The sequence below is a fragment of the Neobacillus soli NBRC 102451 genome, assembly GCF_001591665.1.
Classification (GTDB): domain Bacteria; phylum Bacillota; class Bacilli; order Bacillales; family Cytobacillaceae; genus Neobacillus; species Neobacillus soli.
Window position 1 is genome coordinate 47948 of sequence record NZ_BCVI01000005.1, and the last position, 17639, is coordinate 65586.

A 17639-nucleotide genomic window follows, 5' to 3' on the forward strand; every position below is an offset into this window, starting at 1 on the left:
GGAAATGAAAATGGTGAAAAGTGATGAAAGGTTACTGGCGGCGGGTATTTATGTGTTAAGCTTATTCTTTCCAGTTTTAGCTCCATTAATTATTTGGCTGATAAAGAAGGATGAGTCATCATTTATTGATTATCATGGCAAGGAATATTTTAACTTTTTGATTTCCTATGCTGTTTACTTCTTTGTTAGCGGAATATTAACCATAATTATTATCGGTTTTGTGGCAATGGCCATCTTAGGAGTTATGTTATTTGTATTTACCATCATTGCAGCAATTAAAGCCTATGAAGGAAATGAATATCGCTTCCCGTTGATATTTCGGCTAATTAAATAAAATGCTTAAAACCCGGCAAAAAATTTTGTCGGGTTTTTTTGAACGTTTTTCTATTTCAAACGTCATATGAATGAAATAGATGAAAAAACAAGGGGGAAATGACATGGAAGAATTAGCAAAGTATGCGCCTATATTAGCTCCAATTCTTATTATTCAGCTAATTTTATTTATCGTAGCAATTATTGATCTAGTGAGGATAGAGAAAACCAATGGGCCAAAGTGGTTATGGGCCCTCATTATTTTATTCATTAATATTATTGGACCGATTCTTTATTTTGTCGTTGGAAGGAGAAGTAACTAATGTCCCTGATTCAAATAAGCGGTTTAAAAAAGAGCTTTCAAGGGACAGAAGTAATTAAAGGCATTGATTTTACTTTAGAAAAAGGGAGATGTATCGCTTTATTAGGACCAAATGGGGCGGGGAAAACCACAACCCTAAGAATGCTGTCTGGATTAATGAATCCGACGAGTGGAACGATTAGCTTTACCGATGCCAAAAAAGGCGAGGATATCCGCGATTTAATCGGGTACCTCCCGCAGTTCCCTGTCTTTTACGAATGGATGTCCGGACTTGAATTCTTGTCCTATGTAGGCAAATTAGCTGGTTTAACAAGTAAGGAAGCGAAGGAACGATCACTAGAACTTTTAGAGCTTGTCGGTATATCTGATGCAAAAAATCGAAAAACAGCTAAATATTCAGGTGGGATGAAGCAAAGATTGGGAATTGCTCAAGCCCTTATTCATCGCCCCCAGCTTATTATGTTGGATGAGCCTGTATCTGCCTTAGATCCAATTGGCAGAAGAGAGGTATTGGATCTTCTTGAAGGCTTAAGGAAAGAAACAACCATTCTATTTTCAACACATATTTTAAGTGATGCGGAAGAGGTTTGTGACGAGATTCTGTTCTTACATAACGGTAAAATTGTCGAATCCGGGACGATGACAGAACTCCGTGAACGGCACCAGCAAGCCAAACTTGACCTGTACTTTAAAGGGAAATCTGAAGGATATACCCCATATTTCTCAAATCATGAATTAACACTATCTGTTATGACAGAAGGGAATCGAGTTAGTATTTTTGTGAGGGATATAGCTCTTGCAAGAAAGGCATTTTTACAGGAAATTGCAGAACGCAACTGGCCGCTTGAGAAGTTTGAAGTAAGCAGCATGACCCTTGAAGATGTATTTATGAAGGTGGTGGGAAAATGAGTCAATGGATGACCTTATTACAAAAAGAGATGTTGGAGATGTGGAGAAATTTCAAGTGGATTTGGGTCCCGATTACCTTTATTTTATTAGGCGTCAAGGAACCAATCACCAGTTATTATATGCCGCAAATTCTTGATGCAGTTGGCGGACTGCCTGAAGGGGCGGTGATTAATATTCCGACACCTACAGCTGCGGAAGTGTTAATCAGCGGTTTAAGTCAATACACAACACTTGGTGTGCTAATTATTGTCCTTACAACGATGGGGATTATTGCTGCTGAACGAAAAAGTGGTGTGGCTGCGATGATTTTAGTCAAACCTGTTTCTTTTCATTCGTTTGTAACGGCTAAATGGGCCGGAAGTATGATTTTAATGTGGTTATCCTTTTTTATTGGCTACTTATCAACTTGGTATTATACCGGTTTGTTATTCGAATGGATTCCATTTAGTGAGTTTTTTCAATCCTTTTTCTTTTATGCACTATGGCTTACTGTCATTCTAACCGTTACAGTGTTCTTTAGTGCCTCGCTCATGGCACCTGGGATGTCGGGGTTTATCTCATTGGCTGTCGCTATTATTATCAGTTTAGTAAGCAGCACGCTTTCCAATTGGCTTGAGTGGAGCCCAGCACAATTAACAACCTATGCAAACGAAATTTTAATGGATAAGGAAATTCCGGACAGTACGTTACCAGCTAGTCTTTTAGCTGCGGTCTGTATTATTCTTTTGTTATATTTTAGTGTGTTTATTTTTAGGAAAAAAGAGCTTGCAGCATAAATTACCGAGAAGGGCCTACGTTGTAGCTCTTCTTTTTTCTATCTGAATTCGGAAATCTCCTATCATTTTTTAGACTACTACTAAATAAACTGGTATAAGAGGAATGGATAAGGAGTTTTTCTAGATGAAAATTCACGAATATTACCGGGAAACAGCTAATATAAACTTAAATGGTAGTATAGCATCACTAATACCAACAATTTTGATTGTGGTTGGAAACCTTTCTTTTATTAATAATAGAGAAATCATGCTATTAACGATACCATTTTTAATTTATAGCTTGATTAGCTTTCAACTCTATCTTTTTAGAATGAAACAGTCGATTGCGATTAGTAGGAAAATGACAAAATCTAAAAGCTTCCATCAGTCTTTTTTTGAAGCCAGTCATTTATTAGTTTTAAATATGAATACTCACTCATCAAAGTTGCTGCTTTATTTTCCAAACGGTCATTTGGCAGGAATGATTAAAAGGTACCGTGGAATGGGGTTAAATAATCTAAGACTTTCAAAAGTGTATGCCCTCTATAATTCATATGGTAACGCAATTGGTTTTTTTGTGATAAAACATAGAAAAGTAATCAGGGTAGAGGTATACGATCAAAGAAGGAAGTACTTAGGCATGCTTAGAAAAAGGAACCAAGGTTTTAGGAAAAGCAAAAAGGAGTTATTTGATGAAGAAAGAAGGTATGTCGGTGCCGTAGAAGGATCAGCTGTTTTTATGGATGAGCAGGTGGTAAATAACAGCAATCGGCATCTTGGACGACTTCGCAGGGGATGGATGCCGTTAGAATGGAGTCCGCTATTCCCAGAGCCCAATACGCCCGTGTTATCATTTAGGGAGAATCTTTCGGAAGAGGATAAGCTTCTCAGAATGTCCTTGTTAATTAATGAGTTCGTTATTGAGAGATAAAACACTGAGCGGTTCCCCTCATGAACAAAGTTTGATATGATATATAATAAACTTTACTAGTATTGTGGGGGTTTTTCTGTGCAAATCGACTTAATAAAAGGTCATGGGTCTGGAAATGATTTCTTAATCATTGATGAAATATCGAATGAGTATTCTTTTTCTGAAAACGAACGAGCGGAACTTGCCAGATTGTTATGCAATCGTAATAGCGAATTAGGGGCGGACGGGATACTTTTCGTCATGGACAGTGAACATGCCGATGGAAGAATGCGTGTCTTTAACTCCGATGGCTCAGAGGCCTCGATGTGTGGAAATGGTCTCCGCCTTGTGGCTAGATACATTTGTGAACAGCAACGGCTGAATGAAGCAGTGATTGAAACAATGAAGGCAAATTTAAAGGTGAGCAAACAAAAGGACCTAATCCCGGATATCCACACCTACCAGGTGGAAATTTCCCCAATCCTGTTTGAATTAAATGCATTGCCCTTAAATTTAAATAAGCCCACGTTATACAATGAGAGAATTGAAGAGCTTTCTTCTGAGTTAAGGTTTACCGCACTGGCTGTACCTAACCCGCATTTAATTGCCATAGTCGATACAGCACAGCTTGAAAGTGATATACAAAAACAGCTTAGTGAAAAAGTGAATGGACCGAATGAGTTATTTCCTGACGGAGTGAATGTGAGTTTCGTGAAGCAATTACAAAAGGGGTCAATCTATGTAAGGACTTTCGAACGTGGGGTTGGCTTTACAAATGCCTGTGGGACAGCGATGTCAGCATCGTCACTCGTCACCTGTTTACAAGGTTTAAATGAATTTGAAAAAGTCACAAACGTTTATAATAATGGTGGAATGGTGCAATGTGTTGTCCATAAATATGAAGGGAAATATACAATTGATCTAATCGGCAATGCTACTTACCTTTACAAGGCTGCTGTCAATGTAAACCTTGAGGAAGGTTCCTTTACACAGTCAGTTAGAACGGATTTTTCCGAACAACAGACCTATGAGCAACTGCAAACAGCAGCATCGCAATTTATCGAACCAACGTTGAAAGGATAAGGCTTGCCTTATCCTTTTTTTGCTAATAGGAAAGTATAAAAATTTTTCAAATTTTATACTTTCCTATGTCGCATAAATTCAACTACGCCTCATGAACCGTCCTAACGGACTCGCCAATTTGCGAGTTTTCATTTACCTGCTCCTTTTTTTAAAAAATCTAGAATAGGTGCAAACGGCTGGATTTGTTTTGTTTGGAAGTAATTCTTAAAAGGATCACGATGCTCGCGAATTCGCTTGAGGGCATTTTCCATGTTAAACGAGACAAGCTTAAGTTGTTCATCCACTTCCTCCCAATAAAGTGGAGTGGCAACACCGCCATGCTCATTTCCCCGCATTGAATAAGGAGCAACAATCGTCTTTCCTTCACTATGCTGGACATAGTCAACATAGAGCCTATTCCCACGCTTTTTCTTCATTCGTTCAATGGTGAAGGAGTCAGGGTCCTTGGATATTAAATACTCTGCAATAAAGCTCGTCAAAAGTCTTGTATCCTCGTAAGAGTAAGCATCCTCCGGCAAGGGAAGGTAAATTTGTAAGCCCTTGTTGCCTGAAGTTTTAATGAAACCAATCAAATTTAATTGATCGAGGACCTCTTTTATTAATAGGGCTGCTTTTATCGCCAATTGGAAGGCATCCTTGGAGGGCGGGTCTAAATCAAAGACAATCTCACTCGGCCCCTTACTGTTAATCGTTTGAAAAGGGACATGGAACTCAATTGCCAGCTGATTTCCCAGCCATACGAGCGTTTTTAAATTGTTGCACAGGATATAATCAATCCCATCAGAGGTATGTGTTTGCACGAAATCCGGTGCATAGTCGGGGCAGTTTTTTTGATAAAAGGCCTCCCCAGACATGCCGTGTGGATAACGGATGACGGTTAATAAACGATTTTTTAAAAAGGGCAGCATATAAGGAGAAATTTCCCTTAAGTACAAAATGTAATCTGCTTTCTGAATCGCGGGGTTTTCCCATAGCGGTTTATCAGGATGTGTGATATCCAAGTCAGCCGGCAGGTTTTTCTGTGCGAAAATGAAGCGGTCATATGTACAGGATGCTGGTTCTAAATCAAAACGAAAGCGGTCAAAATGGGGCTCACGCATTTGATTATCGTACAGCTCTAAATATTTTACCTCCAGGCATATGGCGGGCTCAACATATATAAATTGGGCATCTTCCTTCCGCATATTTTGTTTAACGGTTTGTTTTAATGCATCTTTTTCCTCCGGTTTAAAGCCGAAAAGAACCTGGCCAACTCCATAAATCTGATTTTCCTTATATACCCCAACGTAAAAATATCCATTCGATTTATCAAAGGCAGTGACAAAGCAGCTTACATATTTCCAATTTTTGTACTTCAACCATTGCAGTGACCGTTGTCCTTCCTCCCAAAGACTGTTTTTATATTTGGCAATAATCCCTTCTCCGTCGTATAAAACCACCCTTTCCCAAAGTTCATTAAAATCATTGGTGGGCGAAACATACTGTAGCAGCTGGTCGCCATAGGGGTCGGGGTCTAAGTCAAGCCCAATGGTTTGAAATAATTTGCTCAGCGTCTCTTTTCGTTTAAGAAAGGCTTGAGAATGCAGAGGCTTTCCTTTTAATATAAGTAAATCGAAAACCATTAGGCGACAAGGAGAATGGGCTGCCAGCTCCGTTATTTTCTTCTCAGACTTTAATCGGCCGCGCACTTGGATTGCGGAGAAATTGGCTTTATATGTGTTTTCCAATGAGACAAGCTCTCCATCTAGGCGCAGCGGTAATAATGGTTTGAATTCCTTTTCATGGTTTAACAGGAATTTTTTGATTTCAGGAAATTGCGGGAGAAGTGCTTTTCCGTTTCTGCTTGTAAGCGTGATTCCTTGGGAATTCCAGTCCAAAATGGCTCTGAATCCATCATATTTAACCTCGTAGAGCCAATCAGGACGAACGGGAAGATCAAAGGTTAAACTGGGCAGCATTGGCTTCATTAATAGTTGTCCCTCGCTTTTCTTTATTACGGTTATTGTGCACAGATTCATCCATTTCCATTTATTCTTAGGGATTTGATTTTAAGAAAAATGCAAACTAAAAACAAAAAGATAGGAGAATTAGACAATGCATACGATGTGGAAGGGCAGTATTAGCTTTGGGCTTGTAAACATTCCCATCAAGCTCCATACGGCAACAGAGGACAAAGATATCAAGCTGCGTACCCTGCATAATAAATGTCACGCCCCGATTAAATATGAAAAAGTTTGCTCTGTTTGTGAGGAAGAGGTGAAACCAGAGGATATCGTTAAGGCATATGAATATACAAAAGGAAAATTTGTTGTCCTTGACAATGACGAACTCGAAAAGTTAAGAAAAGAAAATGAGGAAAAAGCAGTTGAAATTATTGATTTTGTCAAAATGGAACAAATTGACCCGATATACTACGAAAGAAGTTACTATATGTCTCCAAATGAGGGGGGCGGAAAAGCGTATTCCTTGCTGCGAAAAGCCTTGCTAGAATCACAAAAAGTGGGCCTGGCAAAAATCATTATCCGTTCGAAAGAGCAGTTGGCCGTAATTCGCGTATATGAAAATGTACTGGTGATGGAAACCATTCATTATCCAGATGAAGTTCGTAAAGCTGGGGATGTACCAGCAGTTCCCTCAGAAGATAAAGTGACGAAAAGAGAACTAGATACCGCCATATTACTTATTGACCAACTAACAACGGAATTTGAACCGGAAAAATACACGGATGAATACCGGACGGCACTGCTTGAATTGATTGAATCAAAACGAAATGGACAGGAAACAGTAACATCTGCAACGAAGGAAGTAGCTTCAAATGTCACAGATTTAATGGCGGCATTGCAGGCATCCATTGATCGGACGAAACCAAAAAAAGCAGCATCACCAAGAAAAAAGGCAGCTGCAAAGGTAAAGAAGGAAGCATAAAATTATTTAGCCGATTCGAACATTCGAGTCGGTTTATTTATGGTTATTATGGGTATTGAAAATTGCGAATATATCAAACTCTATTCAAAATACTATGATTGAAATTTCCTAGATTTTGAAATAGGGTTGACTAAAAGGCCAAATTAGGTTAAAATAAAGGTACGCTTTTAAGTTCGTTAAATATTAATTGGTTAAGTAGCCGTAACTGCACGAACAAGTGGGTGATGTCTATTACCCAATTGTGCAGGTGCGTTTTTTTTATTATTTTAACTGCAAAATAAACTTAAAGTGAACAATATTTTTGGGGGTATTTCCATGAACAACGGTAAAGTAAAATGGTTTAATGCAGAAAAAGGATTCGGCTTTATTGAAGCTGAAGGCGGCACAGATGTATTCGTTCACTTTTCAGCTATCCAATCAGAAGGTTTCAAAACTTTAGAAGAAGGTCAATCAGTTTCTTTTGAAATTGTTGAAGGCGCACGTGGACCACAAGCATCTAACGTAAAAGCAGTTTAATTACTTTAAAATGAAAAGGTGATGCACATACGTAGGCATCACCTTTTTATCTATATATTATATTTATCACAAAAGAAATAGTTTCAAAGTTAACAGGATACCGCTAAATGATGTATTTGAAATTTTCCATATTATTTAGCTAACAAACAAAGTATTTAAAACAGTCATGCACTAAGTACAAGGGGTGATCGTTTTGGCGTTTGGTAGAAAAAATGATGAGGAAATCAAATTAGAAGAGACAAAAATTTGGGAATGTACTTCGGAGAATTGTAAATGCTGGATTCGCGATAATTTTAAAAGCACCGATATTCCGCTATGTCCCATTTGCAAAAGTAAAATGAGTCAAGCAACAAAAGAACTGCAAGTAATTCATAATCATAGTAAAAATTTTATGTAATTAAAAGCGGAAGCAGGGAGTAAACATCACTCCCTGCTTTTTATTGCGGTTCTACATTTTGCTTACAATATGTAAGCACCACTGTTTCCTCGTCTTCTTCAAGAGCAAGGTCAAGAATTTTCTCGCTCCCGCGTTCATAAAGATAGTAGTTAGTAATCTTGTCACCATTTTCGTCACTGACAAAAATTACTTTTAAGCCTATCCCTTTATCAGAATAAAGTTCATCCTCTTCATCAACCTCAAGCTCTAAGAAAAATTCATATCGTTCTCCTGATAATAATCCAAATGGATCTTCAAGTTTTTCAAATGTATGGCCAGTAATATTCAAGGGTATCATCCTTTGCTGTTTTTTAGACCTTCTTATTATACACACATTTTGCAGGTAACAGAAAAGATAGACCATTATTCTACTGCACTTGCGGTTTTTAAATTAAAAAAAACACTATAATGTTAAGTGTTTTTTGAAAAAATAGATATGGAGGAGAAGATGAGATTCGAACTCACGCAACGGTCGCCCGTCCTAACGCATTTCGAGTGCGCCCCCTTATAACCACTTGGGTACTTCTCCATTATTTTGGAGCGGGTGAGGGGAATCGAACCCCCGCCGTCAGCTTGGGAAGCTGAAATTCTACCATTAAACCACACCCGCATTGGAACAATGATAATTATAACAAAATAATTGTGATTTGAGAAGAATAAAATCCTTTTTCAGTAAAGAATGATTACTATTTTCAAGATAATTTTCTGATAACGTTCAAAAACACTCAGTATTTGATGGTTTTTGAAAGAAAGTGATTGATTTCTGCAATCGTTTTCAGTATTATATAATCAAGAATAGAATTTTAGGTGGTGATATTTTGTTAACGCCGGAGCGGCATCAAATCATACTTCGATTATTAAAAGAAAAAAATGTGGTTAAAATTCAGGAAATTATGGAGTTGACAGATACTTCGGAATCAACGATTCGCCGGGATTTATCACAATTAGAGGATCAAAAGTTTTTAAAAAGGATTCATGGCGGTGCTTCAAGATTGCAGGGGAAACTTCAGGAGCCAAGTATGGTTGAGAAATCTTCCAAAAACCTTCAAGAGAAACGAATGATTGCCCAATATGCTGCCAGTTTGGTGGAAGCAGGGGATTGTATCTATCTTGATGCTGGTTCAACCGTCATTGAAATGATTGGATACTTACCATTGAAAGAAATCGTGGTTGTAACAAACGGACTAATGCATATCGCTCCATTATTAAATAAGGGTATTTCAACATATTTAATTGGCGGATTAGCAAAACCGAATACAAATGCCTTTATCGGAAGAGGAGCCTTAGCAAGCCTTGACCTTTACCGTTTTGATAAATGCTTTATGGGGGTTAATGGCATACATCCGCAGTTTGGCTTTACGACACCGGACCAGGAAGAGGCACTGGTTAAGCAAAAGGCTATTTCTCTATCAAGAGAGGCCTTTGTTTTAGCCGATAATACAAAGTTTGCAGAAATCTCGTTTGCGAAAATTTCTGAAATTCACGAAGCCTCGATCATTACGAATGAATTAGAGGATGAAACAGAAAAGCAATATGTTAATAGAACAACAATAAAGGTTGTGACAGCATGATATATACATTAACGTTAAACCCCTCTGTGGACTATATCGTTCAGCTGGAAAGCTTTCAGCTGGGAGAGTTAAATCGGACAGTAAGCGAGACGAAGTTTCCGGGTGGTAAAGGAATAAACGTCTCAAGGGTTTTAAACCAATTTGGTACGAAAAGTAAAGCATTTGGATTTGTAGGCGGTTTTACCGGTGAATACATTGACCAATATCTTCAAAATGAAAAAATTGAAACGGACTTTGTAAAAGTAGACGAAGATACACGGATAAATATAAAGCTAAAGACAGGTCAGGAATCGGAAATAAATGCAAAAGGGCCCAAAATATCAGAACAGCAATTCGGATTGCTAAAAGAAAAAATCAAGCAATTAGATGGAGAAGATTTATTGGTGCTTGCTGGCAGTATTCCTGCAACATTACCTGAAACAACGTACGAGGAACTTGTTAAGATTTGCGGAGAAAGTGGAGCACAATTTGTTGTGGATGCCGAGGGGGATTTGCTGAAAAAAGTCCTTCCCTATCAACCATTTTTAATTAAACCTAACCATCATGAGCTCGGGAAATTATTTAATACAACGGTTTCAAGTGTGGAAGATGTGATCCCTTATGGTAAAGAGCTAGTAGAAATGGGTGCCAAGAATGTGATTGTCTCTCTTGCGGACAAAGGGGCTGTTTTGATTAACGGTACTACCTCTATAATGGCAGAGGTTCCTAAAGGTGATGTGAAAAATTCTGTTGGGGCCGGAGACTCTATGGTTGCAGGATTCTTGGCGGCATACGTAAGAACCTTAAATATTGAAGAAGCCTTTCGCTACAGCGTTGCTTCTGGAAGTGCAACTGCATTTTCACTTGGCCTTTGTACAAGCGAAAAAGTTGAAGAACTCCTTTCACAAATTCAGATAAAAGAAATATTCTAGGGGAGAGAAAGTCATGAAAATTACTGAATTGCTTACAAAGAATACGATTTTATTAACTATTAAAGGCAATCAAAAAGCAGGGACGATTGATCAGCTTGTTGATGTATTGTTTAATGCCGATAAAATATCCAATCGTGACGAATTCAAAGCAGCTATTTTAAAGCGCGAAGAACAAAGTACAACAGGCATTGGCGATGGCATCGCGATTCCCCATGCAAAAACAAAAGCAGTAAAAGAAGCGGCTATCGTGTTCGGTAAATCGGCTGACGGCGTAAATTACGATTCATTGGACGGGAAACCTGCCCATCTATTCTTTATGATTGCCGCTCCCGATGGTGCAAATAATACCCATTTAGAAGCATTAGCACGTCTTTCCGGTCTGCTAATGAAAGCAGAGGTACGCTATGAACTATTGAAGGCAACTACCCCCCAAGAAGTTATTGACACGATAAATCAATTTGACAAAGAAGACAAAGAAACAGCTATTGCCGGAAATAAGAAACAGGCAATTGTCGCTGTAACGGGTTGTCCGACAGGCATTGCACATACCTATATGGCCGCAGATTCATTAAAGGCCAAAGCAGTAGAAATGGGTGTGGATATTAAGGTTGAAACAAATGGCTCTGGCGGTGCTAAAAATGTTCTAACAAAAGAGGATATCGAAAATGCAGTAGCTGTGATTGTGGCCGCAGATATCAATGTGGAAATGGAGCGATTCAAAGGAAAGCATGTTATTCAAGCGGCTGTTGCCGAAGGAATTCGCCGACCTGGGCAATTAATCAACAATGCCTTAAAACAGGATGCACCTGTCTATAGTGGAAATGGAAGTAAGAGCAATCAAGAATCGGACCAAAAGGGTTCTCGAACAGGCTTTTATAAGCACTTAATGAATGGTGTATCCAACATGCTGCCGTTTGTTGTCGGAGGTGGTATCTTAATCGCGATCAGCTTCATGTTCGGCTATAACTCTGCAAATCCAGATGACCCTTCTTACAATCCAATTGCAGCCGTGATTAAGGCCATAGGTGGTGATAATGCATTTGCCTTAATTGTTCCTGTCCTTGCCGGATTTATTGCCCTCAGTATTGCCGACCGCCCAGGTTTCGCACCGGGGATGGTAGGCGGTATGATGGCTGCCAGCGGTGGGGCTGGTTTCCTTGGCGGATTAATTGCCGGTTTTCTGGCCGGTTATATTGTTCTTCTTCTTAAAAGGCTATTTGCTGGTCTTCCTAGATCACTTGAAGGAATAAAGAGTATCTTAATTTATCCTCTGTTAGGAATTGCGATTACGGGATTTATTATGCATTATGTGATTAACAACCCAGTATCCTGGATAAATACTGAAATTTCCCATTGGTTAACTGGTCTTGGAACTGGTAATGCTGTCCTATTAGGGATTGTTCTTGGATTAATGATGTCCTTTGATATGGGCGGTCCTATCAACAAAGCAGCCTATGTATTCGGAACAGGTTTATTAGCAAGTGGTGTTTTTGAGCCAATGGCTGCGATTATGGCCGCAGGAATGGTGCCGCCGCTAGCCATTGCGATTGCAACTAGTCTTTTTAAGAATAAGTTTAACGAACAAGATAGGGATGCAGGTAAGGCTTGCTATGTCATGGGATTATCCTTCATTACGGAAGGTGCGATACCATTTGCTGCAGCTGACCCGTTTCGTATCATTCCTTCTGTAATGGCTGGTTCGGCTATTGCAGGGGCCTTATCCATGGCATTTGGCATTGGACTTAGAGCACCGCATGGCGGAATCTTCGTTGTCCCATTAGTGGATAACGGTGCGTTAATGTACGCATTAGCGATTTTAATTGGTTCCGTTGTTTCAGCCTTATTAATCGGTTTCCTTAAGAAGCCATTAAAAGCATAATAAATTAAAAGCCGGTAAACAAATGTTTATCGGCTTTTAACACTAAGCCTCTTTACGTGGTTTTATCGAAATTAATGCCACAATCGCTCCAATAATACTGAGACTGCTCAGTAAAATAAAAATCCAATGATTTGAATATTTCATTAACACTGCAATAATCGGAGGACCTGCTGCGACTCCGATAAATCTCATTGAATTGTAAATCGATGTGATTGTACCCCGTTCTTTTTTCTCCACGCCTTCAGTAATTAAGGCATCAAGGCAGGGGAGGCCTAAACCTATACCTATACCACTAATTACAAACATGCTAATCATATACCACAACTTAATTGATAACCAAAGCCCAGCTATGGAGAGAGCTGCGGCAACAATACCGCCAAAAGTCAACCATTTCATTAATACTTTATTTTTCTTAATAATTTTTCCGGCAACAAAGGAAGAGAAACATAAAGCACCAAGTGGTAGTGCTAAAAAGAATCCTTTTTTGATATCCTTTATCCCATATTCTTTTTCAAATATTTCCGAAAGATAGAACAAGATACCAAAAAGAACAAGCATAAGAATTCCACCAATAAAAAAGATAGCATAGAGCCATCGGCCTTTTTCAGTAAAGGTTTTCTTTACATTAGCGAAAAAAACTTTAAAGGGAACTTTTTTCTCGGTTGATTTTGGACTTTTTACAAGAAAGATCATCAAAAAGACAGAGATTAAGCAAAATACCGGGAATGAGAAAAATGGTAAAAACCAAATAAAGCCTGCTAAAAATGCTCCTAAAATTGGGCTTAAAACCTTTCCAAATGTATTAGAGGTCTCAATTAGTCCCAAACAACTGCTGACGTCATCATCATTTTTAAACATATCACCCACCAATGGCATGACGATGGGAGCTGCCCCTGCTGCTCCAACCCCCTGCAATGCCCTTCCTGCTAAAAGAAGCCAATAGGCATCATCCAATTTCCAGGCGGCCCATCCGGAAATAAGCCCGCCAATTCCAGCGATAATGAGACTTGGAATAATGACCTTTTTTCTACCTATATGGTCAGATAGATATCCAGCAACTGGAATTAAAAATATCGCCACAATTGAATAAACGGTGATAATCATACTTGATTGAAAGGAAGAAATTGATAATTCCTTTTCCATTGAAGGTAAAACAGGTATTAACATTGAATTTCCCAATGTCATGACTAAAGGAATGGAAGACAGTGAGATGATTGCCCACTTTTGATTAGAAACCTCATTTGACCGCTTCTGTCCAGCAGCAGATTGTTTCTTCTTTGCTGCTTTTGGATTTTGGCTTAATTGTTCAATATGCTCCATTAATCTTCAATCCCGCCTTCATAAAATGTCTACTATTAATATTCACCTATTTAGTTTTAAAAAACTAAGAATTAAAATCCTTTTAATGGAAGTTAAAGATATGATCTTTATTTATAATTCCGAAAATTAGAAAAACAAACTCTTGACAATGAGTGATGAAGTGTAATAATATAAGAATCAATACAATGAAGTAAAGGCATTGACGAAGAGTAGTAACTTTTACGGATTGTTTAGAGAGCTGATGGTTGGTGCAAATCAGTGAAGACGTATAAGTGAATGGACTTCTGAGCTTCCAAACCGAACCTCCTTTATGGTCAGTAGGCTTTGGCGAAGATCTCATCGTTACAAGAGACAGATATTAACAGCATTCGCTGCGATATCGGTAAAGTGAGCTGATTTTAGCTAATTAAGGTGGCACCACGGGTCTTCCGTCCTTTTTGGATGGAGGGCTCTTTTTGTTTTCCAAAAATACATATTTTTAAATCGTTGAGCAAGAGGAGTACACATATTTGTTTCTTTCCAGAGAGTCGGGGCAGGTGGAAACCCGATAAGAAGGGATTTGTGGAATGGACTTGCGAGAGGCATCTTGAACCTATAAGTAGGGATGCACGGAGTTCCACCGTTAAAAGGATAGGATATCGGACTAAAGGTCCTGTATCTGAAAGAGGAAGCGGGTGTAGTATATCTGCTTCAAAGAGAGGTGGTACCACGATCATAAGAATCGTCCTCTATATGCGTAATTAGTTTTGCGCATATAGAGGACGATTTTTTTATTTCAGAAAGGAGTCATGTATGAAGACAAAAACTGGCTACATCATACAAGAAATTAAAGGTGATACATTAACCCCTATTTCCATCTTACAAAAGATTAAAGGAACCAAGAAGTTTTTATTAGAAAGTTCACATAAGTATAATGACTCGGGGCGTTATTCATTTATCAGTACCGATCCAGCATTTGAACTCATTTCAAAAGGAGATTGTAATGAAATTACCCATCGGAATGGTGAAAAGAAAATTCTAAAAGGAAATCCTATCGAAGTATTAAAGGTGCTTATACCACCAAAGACTCATGAAGAATTTCCCTTTCCGTTTATTGGCGGCGCCATTGGGTTTGTTGGTTATGACATCATTAGGCAGTTCGAGGTCATTGGAGAAGAGTATCCGAACGGGATGGAAATGCCTGATGTCCATTTAATGTTTTATGAAGAAGTCATTGTTTTTGATCATCATGAAGAAAAGGTGTTGATATGCGGTTGCCCACTCTCAGCAGAGAGTGATGAAGCTACTATTGAAAAAAGGATAAAGCAAAGGATCGAAGAAATAAAGCAGCCTACTTTTCACGATGATGAAGAACCTTTTCATCTTTCTGGATTTCATTCAGACACAACAAAGGAGGTCTTTATAAAGAATGTAGAAATTGCTAAGGAACATATTCTAGCAGGTGATATTTTTCAGGTGGTCCTTACAAGACGTATGACATCATCATTTAGCGGCAATCCATTATCCCTTTATCGAAGGCATCGGGCGCATAATCCAACACCATATATGTTTTATATCGATTTTGAAGCTTATACCGTAATTGGATCATCGCCTGAAAGCTTGATAAAAACTAGGGGCAAAACAGTCATATCGAATCCTATTGCAGGTACAAAAAGAAGAGGTAGCAATAATGAAGAAGATCTGTTGATAGAACAAGAATTGCAAAATGATGAAAAAGAATTGGCTGAGCATAAGATGCTCGTCGATCTAGGAAGAAATGACCTAGGTAAAATTTGTGAATTTGGTACGGTTCAAGTTGATAAGTATATGGCAGTTGAAAAATATCGTCATGTGATGCATCTTGTATCAGAAGTAAGCGGACAGCTTACTTCTGATAATACAGCAATTGATGCATTGGCGGCCTGCCTGCCGGCTGGGACAGTCTCTGGTGCTCCCAAAGTTAGGGCAATGGAAATTATCAACTCATTGGAAAAATCAAAACGCGGTCTATATTCTGGAGCAGTCGGTTATTTATCGGCAGATGGAAATATGGATTTTGCGCTTGCCATTCGAACAATGATATTAAAAGAGGGAAACGCATATATTCAAGCGGGTGCAGGAATTGTGTATGACTCGAATCCAGAATCAGAATATCAAGAGACAATAAATAAACTAAATTCATTCTTGGAGGGCGAGAAATGATTTTATTGATTGATAATTTCGACTCGTTTACATTCAACCTTTACCAGTATCTAGGGGAATTAGGGGAGGAAATTATGGTTTTTAGAAATAACAGGCTTAGCATGGAGCAGATCAAAGAATTAAATCCTAAAGCAATTATCCTATCCCCTGGACCAGGTAAGCCGGAAAACGCAGGGATTTGCATTGAAATAATTCAGACTTTCTTCCAAAGGATTCCGATTTTAGGAATCTGCCTTGGCCATCAAGCCATCGGTGCGGCGTTTGGTGGTGAAATCAAAAAGGCTGATTTAATCAAACATGGTAAAACATCGATGATTTCGCATAGTGGCGATGGATTATTTAATGGACTAATGGCACCGTTAGAAGTAATGCGCTATCATTCATTAATTATTGAAAAAAGTTCTTTTCCTGTGGAATTGCAAAATATCGCTCAGTCAATTGATGACCAGGAAATCATGGCAATTAGACATAGTCAATATCCCGTCTTTGGCCTGCAGTTTCATCCTGAATCGATTGGAACACCATCTGGGAAACAAATATTAAAAAACTTTTTACTTGAAATAGAAAGGATGAGAACAATTGAAGAATTATTTACTCCAGTTAGCTGAACGTGAATCATTTACTGAGAATCAGATGAAAGAAGCTGTGGATTTCATATTAGGAGAGGAAGTGTCAGAATCGGAAATTGCAGCCTTTTTAATGGGATTGAAATCAAAAGGAGAAACAGTGGAAGAAATTACTGGGATTGTAAAGGCCATGAAGGCCAATACGCTTACCTTTAATAAGAAATTCTCAGGTGTTCTCGATAATTGTGGAACAGGAGGGGATGGTTCCTCAAGCTTTAATGTAAGCACCACTTCCGCTTTTGTCATTGCTGGGGCAGGAATTCCTGTTGCCAAGCATGGGAATAGAAGTGTTTCAAGCAAGACTGGAAGTGCGGATGTTCTTGAATACTTAGGTGTAAATCTAAATTTGTCCGCAGAAAGTACAGAAGAAGTCCTCCAGGATATCGGATTGTCCTTTTTATTCGCACCAAATGTTCATCCAAAATTAAAGAAAGTGATGGCGGTTCGAAAACAATTGAAAATTCCAACCGTATTTAATTTTATCGGACCACTGACAAATCCAATAGAATTGGACTATCAATTGCTGGGTGTGTATCGGAGAGATTTATTGAATGTGTTTGCTGAAGTACTTCTAAAATTGGGCCGCAAGCGAGCAATTGTCATTAATGGTGCAGGCTTTATGGATGAAGCATCACTTCAGGGAGAAAACCATCTTACTATTTTAGAGGATGGAATTATTACCAAGCAATCATTCTATCCGGAAGAAGTGAATCTCCCACAATATGATAACAGCTGTATAAAGGGCGGGGATTCGAAGGAGAATGCAGAAATACTAATTAAAGTGTTAAAAGGTGAAAAAGGTGCCTACCGTGACACGGTATTACTAAATTCAGGACTTGGAATTTTTACAGCGGGAAAAGCTAACTCCATTTTGGACGGCATCGAAGTAGCGAGAGAAATCATTGATACGGGTGCGGCTTATGAAAAATTAAAAACTCTAATAGAAAAATCCCAAGCAACAGGTCAGAAAGAGGCGATATAAA

At 38.6% G+C, this 17639-nt stretch carries 18 protein-coding genes, 2 tRNA genes and 2 other annotated features; of the genes, 15 read left to right on the forward strand and 5 right to left on the reverse strand.

What is annotated here, in order from left to right:
- Positions 1-10: 10 nt before the first annotated feature.
- The 6 genes from BSO02S_RS01745 to dapF all read left to right on the forward strand — a co-directional run bounded on the left by BSO02S_RS01745 (position 11) and on the right by dapF (position 4291).
- Positions 11-334, forward strand: a complete 324-nt coding sequence (locus tag BSO02S_RS01745) for a DUF4870 domain-containing protein (RefSeq protein ID WP_084374851.1) — start codon at positions 11-13, stop codon at positions 332-334.
- Positions 335-437: 103 nt separating this feature from the next.
- Positions 438-635, forward strand: coding sequence for a PLD nuclease N-terminal domain-containing protein (locus tag BSO02S_RS01750; RefSeq protein WP_066061486.1), 198 nt, complete (start codon positions 438-440; stop codon positions 633-635).
- Positions 635-1543: an ABC transporter ATP-binding protein gene (locus BSO02S_RS01755; RefSeq protein ID WP_066061489.1), complete on the forward strand. Its 909-nt coding sequence runs from the start codon at positions 635-637 to the stop codon at positions 1541-1543. Before BSO02S_RS01750 ends, BSO02S_RS01755 begins: the two co-directional genes overlap by 1 nt.
- Positions 1540-2319: an ABC transporter permease gene (locus tag BSO02S_RS01760; RefSeq protein WP_066061491.1), complete on the forward strand. Its 780-nt coding sequence runs from the start codon at positions 1540-1542 to the stop codon at positions 2317-2319. The genes BSO02S_RS01755 and BSO02S_RS01760 overlap by 4 nt, the downstream gene beginning before the upstream one ends.
- Positions 2320-2443: 124 nt before the next feature.
- Positions 2444-3229, forward strand: a complete 786-nt coding sequence (locus tag BSO02S_RS01765; protein WP_066061494.1) for a hypothetical protein — start codon at positions 2444-2446, stop codon at positions 3227-3229.
- Between the two features lie 78 nt (positions 3230-3307).
- Positions 3308-4291, forward strand: a complete 984-nt coding sequence (dapF, locus tag BSO02S_RS01770; RefSeq protein ID WP_066061497.1) for a diaminopimelate epimerase — start codon at positions 3308-3310, stop codon at positions 4289-4291.
- 128 nt (positions 4292-4419) lie between these two features.
- Here the strand turns inward: dapF and BSO02S_RS01775 are convergent, their stop codons facing one another.
- Positions 4420-6258, reverse strand: a complete 1839-nt coding sequence (locus tag BSO02S_RS01775) for a DNA ligase D (protein ID WP_066061500.1) — start codon at positions 6256-6258, stop codon at positions 4420-4422.
- Between the two features lie 127 nt (positions 6259-6385).
- On the opposite strand from BSO02S_RS01775, the gene ku reads away from it, so the two are divergent.
- The 3 genes from ku (at position 6386) to BSO02S_RS01790 (ending at position 8129) form a co-directional block, all read left to right on the forward strand.
- Positions 6386-7216: a non-homologous end joining protein Ku gene (ku, locus tag BSO02S_RS01780; protein WP_066061503.1), complete on the forward strand. Its 831-nt coding sequence runs from the start codon at positions 6386-6388 to the stop codon at positions 7214-7216.
- Positions 7217-7531: 315 nt separating this feature from the next.
- The gene (gene cspD, locus BSO02S_RS01785) at positions 7532-7732 is read left to right on the forward strand and encodes a cold-shock protein CspD (RefSeq protein WP_066061506.1); all 201 of its coding nucleotides are present in this window, start codon (positions 7532-7534) and stop codon (positions 7730-7732) included.
- A gap of 193 nt (positions 7733-7925) precedes the next feature.
- A complete protein-coding gene (locus tag BSO02S_RS01790) occupies positions 7926-8129 on the forward strand; it encodes a cold-shock protein (protein ID WP_174524210.1) in 204 nt (67 codons plus the stop codon).
- Between the two features lie 40 nt (positions 8130-8169).
- Here BSO02S_RS01790 and BSO02S_RS01795 read toward each other — a convergent pair whose 3' ends face one another.
- The 3 genes from BSO02S_RS01795 to BSO02S_RS01805 all read right to left on the reverse strand — a co-directional run bounded on the left by BSO02S_RS01795 (position 8170) and on the right by BSO02S_RS01805 (position 8778).
- Entirely contained in the window at positions 8170-8466 is a 297-nt protein-coding gene (locus BSO02S_RS01795; protein WP_066061509.1) for a DUF6509 family protein, read from the reverse strand.
- Between the two features lie 139 nt (positions 8467-8605).
- Positions 8606-8697: transfer RNA gene (locus BSO02S_RS01800), tRNA-Ser, on the reverse strand.
- Between the two features lie 7 nt (positions 8698-8704).
- Positions 8705-8778, reverse strand: a tRNA-Gly gene (locus BSO02S_RS01805).
- Between the two features lie 142 nt (positions 8779-8920).
- Here BSO02S_RS01805 and BSO02S_RS01810 point away from each other — a divergent pair.
- Genes BSO02S_RS01810 through BSO02S_RS01820 form a run of 3 tightly spaced genes read left to right on the forward strand, consistent with a single transcriptional unit; the run spans position 8921 to position 12529 of the window.
- Positions 8921-9739 carry a DeoR/GlpR family DNA-binding transcription regulator gene (locus BSO02S_RS01810; protein ID WP_174524211.1) on the forward strand — a complete coding sequence of 273 codons (819 nt, stop codon included), beginning with the start codon at positions 8921-8923 and terminating at the stop codon, positions 9737-9739.
- Positions 9736-10650 (forward strand): 1-phosphofructokinase, encoded by a 915-nt coding sequence (gene pfkB, locus BSO02S_RS01815; protein ID WP_066061514.1) that lies wholly within the window; start codon positions 9736-9738, stop codon positions 10648-10650. The genes BSO02S_RS01810 and pfkB overlap by 4 nt, the downstream gene beginning before the upstream one ends.
- 13 nt (positions 10651-10663) lie before the next feature.
- Positions 10664-12529: a PTS fructose transporter subunit IIABC gene (locus BSO02S_RS01820; protein WP_066061517.1), complete on the forward strand. Its 1866-nt coding sequence runs from the start codon at positions 10664-10666 to the stop codon at positions 12527-12529.
- Positions 12530-12571: 42 nt separating this feature from the next.
- On the opposite strand, the gene bcbE is transcribed toward BSO02S_RS01820, so the two are convergent.
- The gene (gene bcbE / locus BSO02S_RS01825; RefSeq protein ID WP_066061520.1) at positions 12572-13849 is read right to left on the reverse strand and encodes a bacillibactin exporter BcbE; all 1278 of its coding nucleotides are present in this window, start codon (positions 13847-13849) and stop codon (positions 12572-12574) included.
- Between the two features lie 190 nt (positions 13850-14039).
- Positions 14040-14288: a binding site (T-box leader), on the forward strand.
- Positions 14289-14326: 38 nt separating this feature from the next.
- Positions 14327-14581 (forward strand) — a binding site (T-box leader).
- Positions 14582-14641: 60 nt separating this feature from the next.
- On the opposite strand from bcbE, the gene trpE reads away from it, so the two are divergent.
- Genes trpE through trpD form a run of 3 tightly spaced genes read left to right on the forward strand, consistent with a single transcriptional unit; the run spans position 14642 to position 17638 of the window.
- A complete protein-coding gene (trpE, locus tag BSO02S_RS01830; RefSeq protein WP_066061524.1) occupies positions 14642-16030 on the forward strand; it encodes an anthranilate synthase component I in 1389 nt (462 codons plus the stop codon).
- Entirely contained in the window at positions 16027-16638 is a 612-nt protein-coding gene (locus BSO02S_RS01835; RefSeq protein ID WP_066061527.1) for an anthranilate synthase component II, read from the forward strand. Before trpE ends, BSO02S_RS01835 begins: the two co-directional genes overlap by 4 nt.
- Complete coding sequence (gene trpD / locus BSO02S_RS01840) at positions 16610-17638, forward strand: anthranilate phosphoribosyltransferase (protein WP_066061530.1); 1029 nt, start codon at positions 16610-16612, stop codon at positions 17636-17638. Before BSO02S_RS01835 ends, trpD begins: the two co-directional genes overlap by 29 nt.
- Position 17639 lies beyond the last annotated feature (1 nt).